The organism is Massilia eburnea, assembly GCF_009720745.1.
GTDB classification, from domain to species: domain Bacteria; phylum Pseudomonadota; class Gammaproteobacteria; order Burkholderiales; family Burkholderiaceae_D; genus Rugamonas; species Rugamonas eburnea.
Window position 1 is genome coordinate 201,648 of the sequence record NZ_WNKX01000004.1, and the last position, 14,163, is coordinate 215,810.

The 14,163-nt window shown below is 60.7% G+C and carries 16 protein-coding genes; 12 read left to right on the forward strand and 4 right to left on the reverse strand.

The window, feature by feature from the left end; all coding sequences use genetic code 11:
• Window positions 1-59: 59 nt before the first annotated feature.
• Window positions 60-365: a hypothetical protein gene (locus GM658_RS07045; RefSeq protein ID WP_155453302.1), complete on the forward strand. Its 306-nt coding sequence runs from the start codon at window positions 60-62 to the stop codon at window positions 363-365.
• A 202-nt stretch (window positions 366-567) separates the two neighbouring features.
• Window positions 568-912 carry a hypothetical protein gene (locus GM658_RS07050; protein ID WP_155453303.1) on the forward strand — a complete coding sequence of 115 codons (345 nt, stop codon included), beginning with the start codon at window positions 568-570 and terminating at the stop codon, window positions 910-912.
• Here GM658_RS07050 and GM658_RS07055 read toward each other — a convergent pair.
• The gene (locus tag GM658_RS07055) at window positions 909-1,757 is read right to left on the reverse strand and encodes an HDOD domain-containing protein (RefSeq protein ID WP_155453304.1); all 849 of its coding nucleotides are present in this window, start codon (window positions 1,755-1,757) and stop codon (window positions 909-911) included. The genes GM658_RS07050 and GM658_RS07055 overlap by 4 nt on opposite strands.
• Entirely contained in the window at window positions 1,754-2,092 is a 339-nt protein-coding gene (locus GM658_RS07060) for a hypothetical protein (protein ID WP_155453305.1), read from the reverse strand. Before GM658_RS07060 ends, GM658_RS07055 begins: the two co-directional genes overlap by 4 nt.
• A gap of 118 nt (window positions 2,093-2,210) precedes the next feature.
• On the opposite strand from GM658_RS07060, the gene GM658_RS07065 reads away from it, so the two are divergent.
• From GM658_RS07065 to GM658_RS07080, 4 genes are all read left to right on the forward strand, one after another.
• Complete coding sequence (locus GM658_RS07065) at window positions 2,211-3,803, forward strand: sensor histidine kinase (RefSeq protein WP_155453306.1); 1,593 nt, start codon at window positions 2,211-2,213, stop codon at window positions 3,801-3,803.
• Between the two features lie 95 nt (window positions 3,804-3,898).
• Window positions 3,899-4,363, forward strand: coding sequence for a hypothetical protein (locus GM658_RS07070; RefSeq protein WP_155453307.1), 465 nt, complete (start codon window positions 3,899-3,901; stop codon window positions 4,361-4,363).
• A 303-nt stretch (window positions 4,364-4,666) separates the two neighbouring features.
• Window positions 4,667-5,212 carry a DUF1697 domain-containing protein gene (locus GM658_RS07075; protein WP_155453308.1) on the forward strand — a complete coding sequence of 182 codons (546 nt, stop codon included), beginning with the start codon at window positions 4,667-4,669 and terminating at the stop codon, window positions 5,210-5,212.
• 96 nt (window positions 5,213-5,308) lie between these two features.
• The gene (locus GM658_RS07080; RefSeq protein ID WP_155453309.1) at window positions 5,309-5,482 is read left to right on the forward strand and encodes a hypothetical protein; all 174 of its coding nucleotides are present in this window, start codon (window positions 5,309-5,311) and stop codon (window positions 5,480-5,482) included.
• Window positions 5,483-5,489: 7 nt separating this feature from the next.
• Here the strand turns inward: GM658_RS07080 and GM658_RS07085 are convergent, their stop codons facing one another.
• Window positions 5,490-6,221, reverse strand: a complete 732-nt coding sequence (locus GM658_RS07085; RefSeq protein WP_155453310.1) for an SDR family NAD(P)-dependent oxidoreductase — start codon at window positions 6,219-6,221, stop codon at window positions 5,490-5,492.
• Between the two features lie 100 nt (window positions 6,222-6,321).
• Between GM658_RS07085 and GM658_RS07090 the strand changes: the two genes are divergently transcribed.
• Entirely contained in the window at window positions 6,322-7,221 is a 900-nt protein-coding gene (locus GM658_RS07090; protein ID WP_155453311.1) for a LysR family transcriptional regulator, read from the forward strand.
• On the opposite strand, the gene GM658_RS07095 is transcribed toward GM658_RS07090, so the two are convergent.
• Window positions 7,218-7,763, reverse strand: a complete 546-nt coding sequence (locus tag GM658_RS07095; protein ID WP_155453312.1) for a CGNR zinc finger domain-containing protein — start codon at window positions 7,761-7,763, stop codon at window positions 7,218-7,220. The two genes, GM658_RS07090 and GM658_RS07095, sit on opposite strands and share 4 nt — an antisense overlap.
• 105 nt (window positions 7,764-7,868) lie before the next feature.
• On the opposite strand from GM658_RS07095, the gene GM658_RS07100 reads away from it, so the two are divergent.
• The 5 genes from GM658_RS07100 to GM658_RS07120 all read left to right on the forward strand — a co-directional run bounded on the left by GM658_RS07100 (window position 7,869) and on the right by GM658_RS07120 (window position 14,121).
• Complete coding sequence (locus tag GM658_RS07100; RefSeq protein ID WP_308612935.1) at window positions 7,869-8,708, forward strand: alpha/beta fold hydrolase; 840 nt, start codon at window positions 7,869-7,871, stop codon at window positions 8,706-8,708.
• Between the two features lie 31 nt (window positions 8,709-8,739).
• The gene (locus tag GM658_RS07105; RefSeq protein WP_155453314.1) at window positions 8,740-9,561 is read left to right on the forward strand and encodes a ChaN family lipoprotein; all 822 of its coding nucleotides are present in this window, start codon (window positions 8,740-8,742) and stop codon (window positions 9,559-9,561) included.
• Window positions 9,562-9,600: 39 nt separating this feature from the next.
• A complete protein-coding gene (locus GM658_RS07110; protein WP_155453315.1) occupies window positions 9,601-11,178 on the forward strand; it encodes an aldehyde dehydrogenase (NADP(+)) in 1,578 nt (525 codons plus the stop codon).
• Between the two features lie 32 nt (window positions 11,179-11,210).
• Complete coding sequence (locus GM658_RS07115; RefSeq protein ID WP_155453442.1) at window positions 11,211-11,534, forward strand: thioredoxin family protein; 324 nt, start codon at window positions 11,211-11,213, stop codon at window positions 11,532-11,534.
• A 175-nt stretch (window positions 11,535-11,709) separates the two neighbouring features.
• Complete coding sequence (locus tag GM658_RS07120; RefSeq protein WP_155453316.1) at window positions 11,710-14,121, forward strand: TonB-dependent receptor; 2,412 nt, start codon at window positions 11,710-11,712, stop codon at window positions 14,119-14,121.
• The last annotated feature ends 42 nt before the right edge of the window (window positions 14,122-14,163 follow it).

Consider the following 14,163-nt stretch of genomic DNA (forward strand, 5'->3'; position numbering starts at 1 on the left):
TTGAAATCAGGCCCCGCGAGCTCTAGAGTTAAAAAAGCATGTTTTGCCGGGAGAGCGTCATGGCTATCAGTGGAGTAGGGGCGACTTCGCCGAATTTCCAGCAAGTTGACAATGCCGCCGCCGAGCGCCGCCTGGAAGAGCAGCGTCAGCAGCGCGTCGACGAGCAGCGCGTGCGCGAAGAGCAGCAAGCACGCACCGAGCGCGCCAATACCCAAGCCGCCGAAACGCGCCGTACCGAACAATCGCGGGCAGCCGAGCAGCAGGACTTCCTTACCAGGCAGCAACTGCTAGCGCAAAACGCCCAGGCCAGCCGGCCGACGCCGGGCACGCCTGCGCCCGGCAGCATTATTTCTGTGACAGCCTGAAATATCCTTGCAACATAATTTCCTGTGGTTCTTTCGTGCGACACAGTAAAAGTGACTGTGTTGAAATGGCATTGTTGTCAAGATTTTCGGCAAATCATCGCCAGGTCTTGATGTTGAACAAGGTTCGCTTCGCTGTATGGCATGAGAATTTGCTAATGCAGCAGGGCCTTCCTCAACACTCCACTGTCAAGAGAGGATCATCATGGCACACCACGCTCTCGCTTCGCAGGAAAGCTACAACCCGAACCACCTGCTCGACATCCTGCTCGGCAAAATGCAATTGAAGAACGACGCTGCGCTGTCGCGCATGCTGGAAGTCGCGCCGCCCGTCATCAGCAAGATCCGCCACCACCGCTTGCCGGTCGGCGCCTCGCTGCTGATCCGCATGCACGAAGTGACCGGCATGAGTATCCGCGAACTGCGTGACCTGATGGGCGACCGCCGCACCAAGTACCGCCTGTCGGACGCGCAAGGCCGCCCGAAACCAGAGGAAAAACCGCTCGGCGCTTCGACGCAGGGTGGCATGCCGCAGGCCAGCGCACACTAAGCTGCCATCAGCACCATCGCGATTTCCTCGAATTGAAGTTCCGTTTCGCGGAAAAGGTGCAGGCAGGTTTCTTCGCTCAGGTTGAGCGCTTTCCAGGCCACGGGAGAAACGGACGGCACCATGTCGTCCGGCTTCTGCGCCAGGTCCAGCGCATGCACCACGGCATCGGCCACATGGATGATCGCGGCGAGGAAGCCGGCGCCAACCTTACCCGGGTCATGGTGGCCGGCGATTGCCAGCTGCATGGTGTCTGAAAAATTCCAGTGCTCAGCCAAAGCCAGTCCGGCTTCGACGTGATCGATGCCGAGTACCGCGCGTTCCGCGTCAAGCGAATAGCAATCGTTGGCCTGCTGGTAGGCGATCACCTGCGCATATTCCTGCGGAAAACTCGACACCAGCACCAGGCGGCCGATATCGTGCAGCAGGCCTGCAGTGAATGCGTAATCCTGGTTGAAGCGCACGTGGCGCGCCAGTACCTTGGCGCAAGCCGCAGTGGCGATCGAATGGCGCCAGAACATGCTGTGGTCGAAGCCCGGGCACCGCTTGTCGGTAAAGCAGCCGGTGACTGATGCCGCCGTGATCAGGTTGCGCGTGCTCTGGAAACCGAGAAAGCTGATCGCCTGCTGGATTGTGGTGACCTTGACTTGAAGTCCGAACAACGAAGAGTTGGCAAGGCGCAGCGTCTTGGCGGTCAGCGCCTGGTCGTGCGACACCTTTTTAGCCAGCACCGTGATATCGGTTTCTTCCTGGTCGATGCTGTTCAACAGTTCCATCACCACCGCGGGCAGCGAGGGCAGGTCTTCCAGGTTGTTCACCACATCGTCATATGTCAGCGGAAGGCTCATGCGTTCTCCTTGCCGACGCGGAACTCGGTCACCAGATTGCGCAAGGCTTGGGTCGCCCAGTCTTCCGCGTTGTCTGGATCCTGGCGGCGGAACAGCACGGCGATGCGCGCCAATGCGGCTTCGCGTTCGGCAGCGGTCTGCACGGGGTCGGGCGGAGAATCGTCCACCACGGCCAGCGATTCGATGCCGTGGCCGGGCATGCGCTCCAACATCTTCTCCGTCAGCACAGCGCCGGCCGGCAGCAGGACCTGGCCCTGCTTGTCGAGCAGTTCATCGGACAAGACCATGCCCGGCTGGACTTCGGCCAGGGGCAGGTGGCGGTAAGACCCCGTCATTATGTTCTCCCAGGTAAGCAATGCTGATCTTACCTCAGTGCCGCCAAGTCATCACCCTTAAAATCTTGCCAAGCGACACTCCATCCCTTACATTGGTGGGAATTCGGGGAGGGAGTGAATGTTTGGTATCCAAGGCCGGCTGACTGCACTGTTCGTGGTGATCGTCACCGTTGTGCTGGGCATTTCCGGCACTTACGCGCAATACAGCCTTGGCCATGAACTGGAAGTGGCCAACCAGCGCCTGCGTGAAGGTGTGCTGACCCGCCTGCAAACCAGCCTGCCGTCCGCCCTGTGGGACCTCGATAAGGCCAAGGTCGACAATATCGTCGCTGCCGAAATGCTGCCGCCCGAGCTGGTGGCAATCCGTGTCTACGACACCTCGGTCGGACTGTTCTCCGGCAAACGCCGCAAGGAAGACGGCAGCATCGTCCCCATCGAATCCGAAACCACTGTGCTGGGTGCACCCGTCGTTGCCGACCTGGCCTACCGAGATGCCGGCGCCGCTGGCAGTGCGCTCAAACCCGTCATCGTCGGCCGCGTGGTGGTCAATTTCAGCCGTGCCCAGATCGATGCCACGCTGGCGGCCGAAGTGCGCCGCAAAGTGGTTGAAGTCCTGACGCTGGACCTGATCCTGGTGGTGGCTTTGGCGCTATCCCTGCGCATCGTGTTCGACCCGCTGAAGAAGCTGCGCGACGGCTTGTTTGAGCTGGCCACGCGCGGCTCGGATGAAGTGGAAGAGCTGCCGGAAAAACGCAGCGATGAACTGGGCGACGTGATCCGCGGCTTCAACGCCATCCAGCGCAAGGTGAAGTCGATCATCAAGCGCACGCGCGAAGCGGAGGATCTTGCACGCCGTTCGGCGCAGGAAACTGCGCAGGCGCTGGACGACCTGCAGCGCACGCAGGAATCGCTGCTGCAGGCTGAACGCCTGGCATCGCTAGGCTCGCTGGTCGCCGGCGTCGCGCACGAAATCAATACCCCGGTTGGTATCGCGCTCACCAGCGCCTCAGTACTGATGGACGCCACCACCACCGTTAACGAGTCCATGAAATCGGGCCAGGTGAAGAAGTCCGAAATCCAGAAATACATTGAGACGGCCGGTGAAAGCGCGCGCCTGATCATGAACAACGCCTACCGCGCCGCACACCTGATCCACAGCTTCAAGCAAATCGCGGTGGACCAGGTCAGCGAAGCGCGCCGCCGCTTCGAGTTGAAGGAGTACATCGGCGAAGTAGTATCAAGCCTGCAGCCCAAGCTGAAGAAAACCCGCATCGTCGTCGAGATCAACTGCCCGGACGATATTGTGCTCGACAGCTATCCGGGTGCACTGGCCCAGGTCATCACCAACCTCACGCTGAACTGCGTCGAGCACGCCTTTGAACCCGACGGCGCTGGCAATATCAACATCAACGTGATTCCCGATGGCGAGATGATCGAGATGCAGGTGGTCGACAACGGCAAGGGCATTGCCCCCGATATGCTGGACAAGGTCTTCGACCCCTTCGTCACCACGCGGCGCGGGCAGGGTGGCACCGGCCTTGGCCTGAACATCGTGTTCAACCTGATCGTCAAACAATTCGGCGGCAATATCTCCGTCAGCAGCACGCTGGGCAAAGGCGCCAGCTTCGTACTGCGCATCCCTCGCATCACCCCGGGCGAGGAAGCCGAGGGTCATCCCGACGCACCCCTCCACGCAAAAAACGCGAGCTGAGCGAGCGCTGCTTAATGTCTGTCGTGCTCCCTACGCACAGGCTAGGCCGCGCCAATGGCGCAGCATCCTGATTACCCAATGTAGGCAAATAAAGAATGCAAGAAGAAGACTTTTCCTTAGGAGGTGACCACAGCCGCATCCCGTCTCGCGAAGATTGGGGGGACTTTGCAGGCGATTTCGATGCTGCAGATGCATTCCGAAACTTCTTCGGCAAGTCAAACCGTGAAATGCAACCTGAGTTCTCAAAAGACGCCTTGATGCGAGCGCAGGATCTTAGGTTCATGCCGAGTCGACCATTTTCTTATTACATAAAAGGGTTGGCTGACTTCGTCCTGTTTGGCAGCTACAGCGGTGACGCGCCAGATATCGCAAATAGTTTCATCAGTGTCGTTCAAGATCGCGCTGATTCTGCTCCTTGGGCACTTGCGTCTGCATTAAATGAAGTAAATGATGCGTTGGACTCCATCATGTCGAATAGTGACCGATTCTGTACTCATCCCGAAATCTACGGCGATTTGACGGAGCTGGCTAAACAGGCGAAGGACAAACTACCCAACTAGGTCGAAAATCGGTCGTTTTGAATTGAGATTTTGTTAAAGAGTCGGTTCGCCTGTCCGAATGACAGACCTGGTACTGGCTCAGGTACTGGCTCATGGTACTGGCTCAGTACTGGCTCAAGTACTGTCTCACGATATGCTGGACAAGGTCTTCGACCCCTTCGTCACCGCGCGGCGTGGACAGGGTGGTACCGGCCTTGGCCTGAACATCGGTCATCCCGACGCACCCCTCCACGCAAAAAACGCGAGCTGAGCGCCCTCCTTGCAGCATCTGCCGCATACTGCTTCCATGCAGGGAGGAATGTCATGAGAAAGCAGCGCCTGGTTGCCTTGCTGCGCGGCATAAATGTCGGACGTGCAAAACGCGTTGCGATGGCTGACTTGCGCAAGGTGCTGAGCGATATGGGATACGACGATGTGCGTACGCTGCTCAACAGTGGCAACGTGGTCTTCGATTGCAATTCCGCTGATGCCGCCAATTGCGCCGCACGCATTGAAGAAGCCCTGGTGCTGAAACTGGGCGTGCCGGCCAAGGTCACCGTGATCGAAGCAGAACAGTTGGCGGAAATCGTCAAGGAAAACAGTTTGCAGGGCGTGGCCGACGACAATTCGCGCCTGCTGGTGGCGGTGCTCAACAAACCGAAAGAAGACCGCGGCAAGCTGGAGCCGCTGGCGCGCCAGAGCTGGCAGCCGGAAGCTTTCGCACTGGGCCACCACGCAGCCTATATCTGGTGCCCGGACGGAGTGCTGGCGAGCCGCGCCGCCGCAGCGATGGGCAAAGCCTTGGGTGATGGTGTTACTTCGCGCAACTGGAGCACCATCAGCAAACTCAACTCGATGGCAAATTCATAATTTAGTTGCGATTTCGCTACTAAGTGTTGCTCCTGCCTTGGCGGTTCCAGTTCCCAGCGTCTAGAATCGGTTGTTCACAATTTTGTCAGACCTGTAATGAAGATGAATGACACGCTGCGCGGCGCCCTGATCCTTGGCGCCGTGGTATTGGCCCTGGTAATTGGCGGCTTTGCGATTGCCGACAATGGCTGGCAAAAAGTCACGTGCATTGGGCGCGCTATTGCCAGTGGAGTCGCCTTCACCAATATTCACAGCGTGTGCGGTCTATAAGCCTGCCTTACCAGTTACCGGCTGAGCCGCCATCGTCCACGGTCAGGATGTGGCCGGAGATGAAGGTGGAATCGGTCAGGTAAAGCACAGCATCGGCGATATCCTGCGCCGTGCCCAGGCGGTGGGTCGGCACCAGTCCCTTCAGGAATTCCTGCGTCGCCGTGTCGGTGCCGTGCAATGGCGTGCTGATGATGCCAGGCGCCACCGCATTCACTTTGATGTTCTTGCCCGCCAGTTCAAGTGCCAGAGCGCGCGTCGCCATGTTCAGGCCGCCCTTGATCAGCACCGGCAGCAGGGCGGTGGCTTTGGCCGGCGTTACGCCCAGGCTGGCGGTGATGTTCACGATGTGGCCGCCGCCGTTCGCCTCCATGTGGCGGATCGCTTCCTGCGCCGGGAACAGGAAACCCTTCAGGTTGGTCGCCACGATGGCGTCGGTATCATCCTCGGTGTAGTCGACAGCGGGTTTGGCGATGAAAATGCCCGCGTTATTGACCAGAATATCCACTTTGCCGAAGCGGGCGGCTGCCTGCTCGAACAGGGCCTTGGCCGTTTCCGGTGCGGCGATGTCACCTGCAACTGGCAGGAAGTTGGCCGGGTTGCCCAGCTGGGCCGCTGCGGTTTGCAGGCGATCCATGGTGCGGGCATTGCCGACCACGTTGTAGCCGCGTGCCAGGTAAGCCTTGGCGATGGCAAAGCCGAGGCCGCTCGAGGCGCCGGTGACGATTGCAGTTTTAGTCATTTGATACTCCATGGTTGGGTTAAGGTGAGTCCACTATACTTATGACGCAGATGGTGATAAATATGGTTCCGTGCAAATAACTTGATACATGGAGTAATGAATGCAGCGTAATTTCGACGATGTGCAGCTGGGCAGCATCGAGCTGTTCGTGCTGGCGGGTGAGCAGGGCAGTTTCACTGCGGCGGCGGCGGTCGCAGGCGTGACGCCGGCGGCGGTGAGCCGTTCAATTTCACGGCTGGAAGAGCGCTTGGGCGTGCGGCTGTTCGTGCGCACCACGCGCCAGATCCGGCTCACCGATGGCGGCCAGGCGTACTTCGAGCAGTGCCGTGAAGCCTTGTCGCAACTGGTAGAGGCCGAGCGCGAAGTGACAGGGCAGCAGGCCGCGCCGGCCGGCAAGCTGCGTATCAGTGCACCGACGCCGTATGCGCACTCCCGCCTGCTGGAACGGCTGGCGGCATTCCGCCTGCTGTATCCGGAAGTGCAGGTCGAAGTCCACATCAGCAACCGCAATATCGATTTCGCGGATGAGGGCTATGACCTGGCCGTGCGCGGCCGCTTACCGCAGGATTCAACTCTGGTCGCGCGCAAGCTGGAAGATGCTGCACTGGTGCTGGTGGCTTCGCCCGCCTACCTGAAACGGCGCGGCAAACCGAAGTCGCTGGAAGACCTGGCGGGGCATGACTGCATTCAGTTCGTGCTGCCAAGTACGGGCCGCATGGTGCCCTGGACCTTCATGCGCGATGGCGAGAAGGTGGAACTGGCAGGCAGCGATGCCGTGGTTTGCGCGGAAGACTTCCTGGGCATTAATACGATGGCGCTGCATGGCGGTGGCATTGCACATACCTATCGTTTCAGCGTGGAGCGCGAACTGGCCAGCGGGGAGTTGGTCGAGCTGCTGCCGCAGTACGGCGGCTGCACGCGGCCGTTCTTCCTGATTTACCCGCACGCGCGCCATCTGCCGCTGCGGGTGCGCAGCCTGGTGGATTTCCTGCTGCCTTAAGCGTCCTGCTGGCGCTGGCGGAAGGCCGCCACCTTGTTGCGGTTGCCGCACAAGGCCATGCTGCACCAGCGGCGGCGGTGCGACTTGGTGCGGTCCAGGAACCACAGGGTGCAAGCGTGGTCTTCGCACTTGCGCACCAAAGTGAAGTCGGCGGTCGCGAGCAAGTGGGCGGCTGCTTCGGCCAGCGGCGCGAGCAGCTGCTGCGGCGTATCGGCTGCGTATTGTGCTTGCAGCGATAGGCCGTCCCCACTTTCTTCCACCAGTACCATATGCCTGCGGGCATGCTCCAGCGCCGCGTTCAGCGCCTTCACGTCGATTTTTGTGCCCGCCTTGCGTGCCGATACCGCCGCGCGGATGGTTTCGCGCAGCGCGCGCGCAGCCGCCAGCAGCTCGCCTGGTTTTCCCGGGGCGGTGGCGGCGCCGCGCTCGCCGGCCTCGGCCAGCCAGGCCATCACATCGGCATCCGTATGCCACGTTTCTTCACCCTGCACTACAGTATTCATCAGATCAAGCGCCGGGTGGTCGCCATAAAACTCGGTCATCTCGTTGTCCTCCTGTTTTTCATTGTAACCATCAAAATAATGCTTGACAAGTTACTCGGCTCGGGTGATCCTGTAACCATCAAAACAAACTTTATGGAGTTAGTCATGAATCGCACGATCCAGGCAGACGGCGTCAACATCTTCTACCGCGAAGCAGGCGCTCCGGACGCACCGGCCATCCTCCTGATGCATGGTTTCCCCACCAGTTCCCACATGTTCCGCAAACTGATTCCGCTGCTGGCGACCAAGTACCGCGTGATCGCACCGGACCTGCCAGGTTTCGGCTTCACAGAAGTACCAGCGGAACGCAACTACGAATACACCTTCGACAACCTGGCGCGCACCATGGAAGCCTTCCTGCAGGCGATCAAGCTGGATAAATTCGCCATGTACGTGTTTGATTACGGCGCCCCGGTCGGCCTGCGCCTGGCCGCTGCCAAACCGGAACGCATCACAGCGCTGGTCTCGCAAAACGGCAATGCCTACCTGGAAGGCCTGAGCGACGGCTGGAGCCCGATGCGCAAACACTGGGCCGATCCCAACGAAGAAAACACCAATGTGATGCGCGGCTTCCTGACGCCCGAGGCGACCAAATGGCAATACACGCATGGCGTGGCCGATCCGTCGCAAGTCGATCCGGAGTCCTACACGCTGGATTCGGCCCTGATGGCGCGCCCGGGCAATATCGACATCCAGCTGGAGCTGTTCTACGACTACCGCAAAAACCTCGAGCTGTATCCGGTATTCCAGGAGTTCTTCCGCAAAGCGCGGGTGCCGACCTTGGCCATCTGGGGCAAAAACGATCCATTCTTCACGCCGCCGGGCGCCGAGGCCTATCGCCGCGACAACCCGAAAGCGATCGTGCAACTGCTCGATACCGGTCACTTTGCGCTGGAAACCCATGCAGAGGAGATCGGCAAAGCCATCCACGCCCTGTTAGACTAGACGCTTTCGAGGATAGCCTGACAGAGCATCGATGAAGCTACACACCGTCGCATTGCTGCTGGCCAGCCTGGCGCTGGCCGGCTGCAGCAGCAAACAACCCATCACCTACACGGCACCCGCTGCCACCATCTCCAACCCGCAAGTGTTGCTGCTTGGGGAAGTCCATGACAACAAGGAAGGCCATAAGCTGCGCTATGACGACCTGCGCCAGCGCGTGGAAGCCGGCTGGCGCCCCGTCATCGCCATGGAGCAGTTCGACCGCGACTCGCAGGCCATGCTGGATGAAGCCCAAAAGGGCTGCCTGGATGCCTACTGCCTGATCAAGGCGATGGACAAGAAGGGCTGGGATTGGCAGCTCTACTACCCGGTGATCGACCTGGCGCTGTCCAACAAGCTGCCGATTGTCGCGGCCAACCTGTCGCGCGCCGATGCGTCGAAAGTGGTGCGCGATGGCCTGACCATGAGTTTCGACGCCGCCACCGTAGCAGCCTACAAACTGAAAGACCCGCTGCCACCCGACCTGCGGCGCGGCCAGGAAAAAGCCATCCAGGAAGGCCACTGCAATATGGTCTCCGAAATCATGTTGCCCGGCATGGTCAATGCCCAGGTGGCGCGTGACATCTGGATGGCCAAGCTGATTCGCGAACAGCAGCCGCGCGACGTAGTGCTCATCGCTGGCAATGGCCATGTGCGCAAGGATATCGGCGTGCCGCGATGGCTGAATGCTATTGAACCCCGGCTGAATGTCCGCACCATAGGTTTTATCGAGCCCGATGGCGTGGTGGGCAGCTATGACGAAATCCGCAAGGTTCCGGTGCAAAAGCGCACAGACCCTTGTCGCAATTTAAAGTAAACTTTCGGCCCTGCCGTTCCCCAATTCAAGGAGTAAAGAATGCACATCGCAGGTGAAATGCTGATCGGACAAGCCGCCTTTAAGGGCAGTGCAGGCCAGATGAAGGCCACCGACCCGGCCCGCAATATCGAAATCGAGCCAGCGTTTGGCATGGCGACGCCGGCCGACCTGCAGCGCGCTTGCGAACTCGCAGCGCAGGCATTCGACTCCTACCGCGAAACCACGTTGGAAAAGCGCGCCCAGTTCCTGGAGCAGATTGCGCAGAACATCATCGATATCGGTCCGCAGCTGATCGAGCGCGCCATGCAGGAATCCGGCCTGCCGCAAGCCCGCCTGGAAGGTGAGCGCGGCCGCACCGTGAACCAATTGCGCCTGTTCGCCAAAGTGGTGCGCGATGGCCTGTTCCTGGGCGCGACACTGGATTCCGCGTTGCCGGAACGCGTGCCGCCGCGCTCAGACCTGCGCATGCGCAAGATCGGCGTCGGCCCTGTCGCCGTGTTTGGCGCTTCCAACTTCCCGCTGGCGTTCTCAGTGGCTGGCGGCGATACCGCTTCCGCACTGGCCGCCGGCTGCCCGGTGGTGGTGAAGGCGCACCCGGCGCACCCCGGCACTTCCGAACTGGTGGGCAAGGCGATCCAGAAAGCCGTGGCCGACTGCGGCCTGCATGAAGGCGTGTTCTCACTGGTGATCGGCGACGTGCAGATCGGCGGCGACCTGGTGGCGCATCCTGCCATCAAGGCGGTTGGCTTCACCGGTTCGCGTGGCGGTGGCCTGGCCCTGGTGCGCATCGCCCAGGCGCGCAAGGAGCCGATTCCCGTGTATGCCGAAATGGCGTCCATCAACCCCGTATTCCTGCTGCCGGGCGCACTGAAGGCTGGCGCTGCCCGTATCGCGCAAGGCTTTGCCGATTCGCTGACCATGGGCTCCGGCCAGTTCTGCACCAATCCGGGCCTGCTGATCGCGCTGGAAGGACCTGAGCTGAATGAATTCGCGGCTGCTGCGGCGGCTGCGGTGCAAGCCAAGCCATCGACCACGATGCTGACTCCCGGCATCCACAAGTCCTACGAAGCCGGTGTAGGAAAGTTGTCCGCGCTGGATAAAGTGGAATTGCTGGCCCAAGGCGGCGCTGGCAGCACCGCTTGCGCGGCGCAGCCGCACCTGTACAGCACGGACGTGGAGACCTTCCTCTCCACGCCTGCGCTGGAAGACGAAAACTTCGGCCCAAGCTCGGTGCTGGTGCGCTGCCGCGACGCGGCCGATATGCGCCGCATCGCCGAGCATCTGGAAGGCCAACTGACCTCCACCGTGCACGCCAACGCCGACGACCGCGAGATCGCTTCCGGCCTGCTGCCAACGCTGGAGCGCAAGGCTGGCCGCATCCTGTTCAACGGTTTCCCGACCGGCGTCGAAGTGGCGCACGCCATGGTGCACGGCGGCCCGTTCCCGTCGACCTCGGACCCGCGCAGCACGTCGGTTGGCGCGACCGCGATCGACCGCTTCCTGCGTCCGGTGTGCTACCAGGACGCGCCGGAGTGGGCGCTGCCGTCGACCCTGGCCAACGCCAACCCGCAGAACGTGCCGCGCGTAGTGGATGGCAAGATCCAGCCGGGCGCATAAGCCCTCGCCAACGTGATAAGGTGGGCCGCATGATGGAAACCGTGTACCAGCAAGAGCAGCCCACCCGCGCCGACATCGACGGGCTCACCGGACCGGCGGTGCTGGAATTCGGCACCAACTGGTGCGGTTACTGCCGCGGCGCCCAGCCTGTCATCGCCGAGGCGTACAGCGAGTACGCCAACATCCCTCACTTCAAGGTGGAAGATGGCCCTGGCCGCGTGCTGGGCCGTGCTTTCCGCGTCAAGCTGTGGCCCACCGTAATCTTCCTGAAAGACGGCAAAGAAGTAGCGCGCGTGGTCCGGCCGGAAGACGCCGACGAGCTGCGTGAAGGCTTCGCCCAGATTGCGGGCGCCTGACCTTCTTTCGAAGCTGTTGCTCGCACGCGTCACTTGCAAGATAATCGAAAGCACTTGTTGCTTTTGTATTCCCATATTGATAACGTTAACTCATTGAGAAAGACAAAAAGCCGAAAACAACGGCATTTTTTTAAAAGCGGGCATGATAACGTTCGCACAATGAGGAGAAAAGTTAGTGAGTACCCAGCAAAACCCGCGCGCGGTTCCGGTCGCACGCCCCCTGGCCGCAGCCGTGGCTATCGCCCTGTCTAGCCTGGCCCACGCACAGCAGGCAACGGATGCAGCACCTGCCGCCGACAACGCCAAGCTTGAGCAGGTGGTGGTGACCGCCAACAAACGTGCCCAGAACCTGCAAGACGTTCCGGCCGCGATCACGGTCCTGAACGACGCTGTACTGCAGCGTAACAACGTGCGCGACGTGGGCGACCTGCCTAATCTGTCGCCGGCGGTGACTGTTTCGGTATCGACCCAGCAGGCCAATAACAGCATCAATATGCGTGGCATTGGCACCTTCTCGTTCGGCATCGGCGTTGAATCGGACGTGTCGGTGATCGTCGACGATATTCCTTACGCCCTCCAGGCGAATGCCTTCAAGGACCTGGCCGATGCCTTCCGCATCGAAGTGTTGAAAGGCCCGCAGAGCACCCTGCTGGGCAAGAGCTCCATCGCCGGTGCGATCAACATCACCACCAAGCCGATCGACGGCGTGTGGAAAAACCGCGTCAGCACCTACCTGACCAATGATGGCGAATGGCGCGCTTCGGGCTCGGTCTCCGGTCCGCTGAGCGATACCCTGCGCATGCGCATGGCTGTCAGCAAGTCGTCCTTTGACGGTGTGGTGAAGAACCTGGCCGATGGCAACCGCATGAACGGCAGCACCAGCACCGACTTCGTGGGCAAGTTCGAATGGGCGCCGGACGATAACTGGCAGGTGACCCTCAGCCCGCACGCCAGCCGCTCCAATGTGGCTTGCTGCGTTTCGCCATTGACCAGCATGACGCCGGGCGGCCTGTATCAGAACAACACCGCATTGCCGGCTTCGACCCTGTTGAGGGGTATCAATCCAAGCCCTGACAATGTCAGCGTCCGCATGGATTATCCGATCGGCGGCGTGGCCCGTGACAAGGGCGCCGGCCTGAAGGTCAACTATGCTTTCGACGACGGCGGCCTGCTGGCCAAGCACACGCTGAGCCTGATCACGTCCTGGTCGAACTACCACATGGCTGATGCGCAGGATGGCGACGCTACCGACTACGACGTCCTCGGATCCATGCTGGTGGGCGGCCAGCCAACCGGCTTCCATGGCGGCTTGTACCAGTACGGCACTTTCGATGTGACCGCGCGCACCGCCGAACTGCGTTTGACTTCTCCGGACAAGGGCGCCCTGAAATACGTGGGCGGCCTGTGGTACGCGAAGAATGACCTGGAGCGTGCACTGACGCGCGCACCGGTCACCAGCTACGTGACCGATTACGCGGCGACTGCATACAACACCAACTATGCGATTTTTGGCCAGGCATCGTACGAGCTGACCCCGGCCACCAGCGTGGTGGCAGGCCTGCGCGTGAACCGGGAAGACGTGGGTTATACCTACACCCGCTACACCCCGCCGCCAGCCAACCCTCGCAGCGTGACCGAGTACCTTGAAGGTAACAACGGCAGCACCGACAAGACCGGCCGCCTGGGCCTGGAGCATCGCCTGAATCCTGACGCGATGGCTTACCTGACCTATTCGACCGGCCACAAAGGCCTGGCGTATGACCTGACCTCCAGCTTCAACGGCGCGATCGCCAAGACCCAGCCGGTGCCGGGCGAAAATGCGCACAGCGTGGAAGCCGGCCTGAAACTGGGCCTGTTGGATGGCAAAATGTCTCTCGACCTGGCTGCTTTCAAGACCGACTTCACGGGCTTCCAGCAATCGGCTGGCCAGATCGATCCTGACGGTATCTTCCGCACAATCCTGCATTCCGTTGGCGGCCTGCGCACCAGCGGCTTCGAAGCAGACCTGAACTGGCGTGTGTCCCGCCAGCTGACGCTGAACGGTGCTTTCGCCTACACCAAGGCCGTGATCACCGACTTCGAAAACGGCCCATGCTACAAGGTGCCTAATGCGGCTGGTACCGATGCCATGAATGGTGGCAATTGCGCACCGAATCCAAAATTCGGCAACAACCCTGTCGCCAACCTCGATGGCGCCACCATGCCGAATGCGCCCAAGTTCAAGCTGAACCTGGGCGGCCAGTACGATATCCCAACCGACTACTCGTACAACGCCTTCGTGACCGGCGCCTACCGCTACCAGAGCGCGACGCAGTTCAGCCTGAACCAGGATCCAATGACGATCCAGGGCGGCTATGGCATCCTGAATCTCGGCGCGGGCATCAAGGACAAGCAGGACAAGTTCAAGTTCACCATCACCGTGAACAATGTGTTCAATAAATCCTATGCGGCAGGCCTGGGCAACTCGGTTGCTGGCGTCTGGAGCGTGAAAGCGCCGAATACGCCGCTGGCTGTGAACCAGACCACCTGGACTCCGGCGCGTGACTACCAGCGCTACGTCGCGATGCGCGCCGACTTTAATTTCTAAGCCTGAAACCCGTAGGGCTTGGTTCCTGCCGCCTCACGAGGG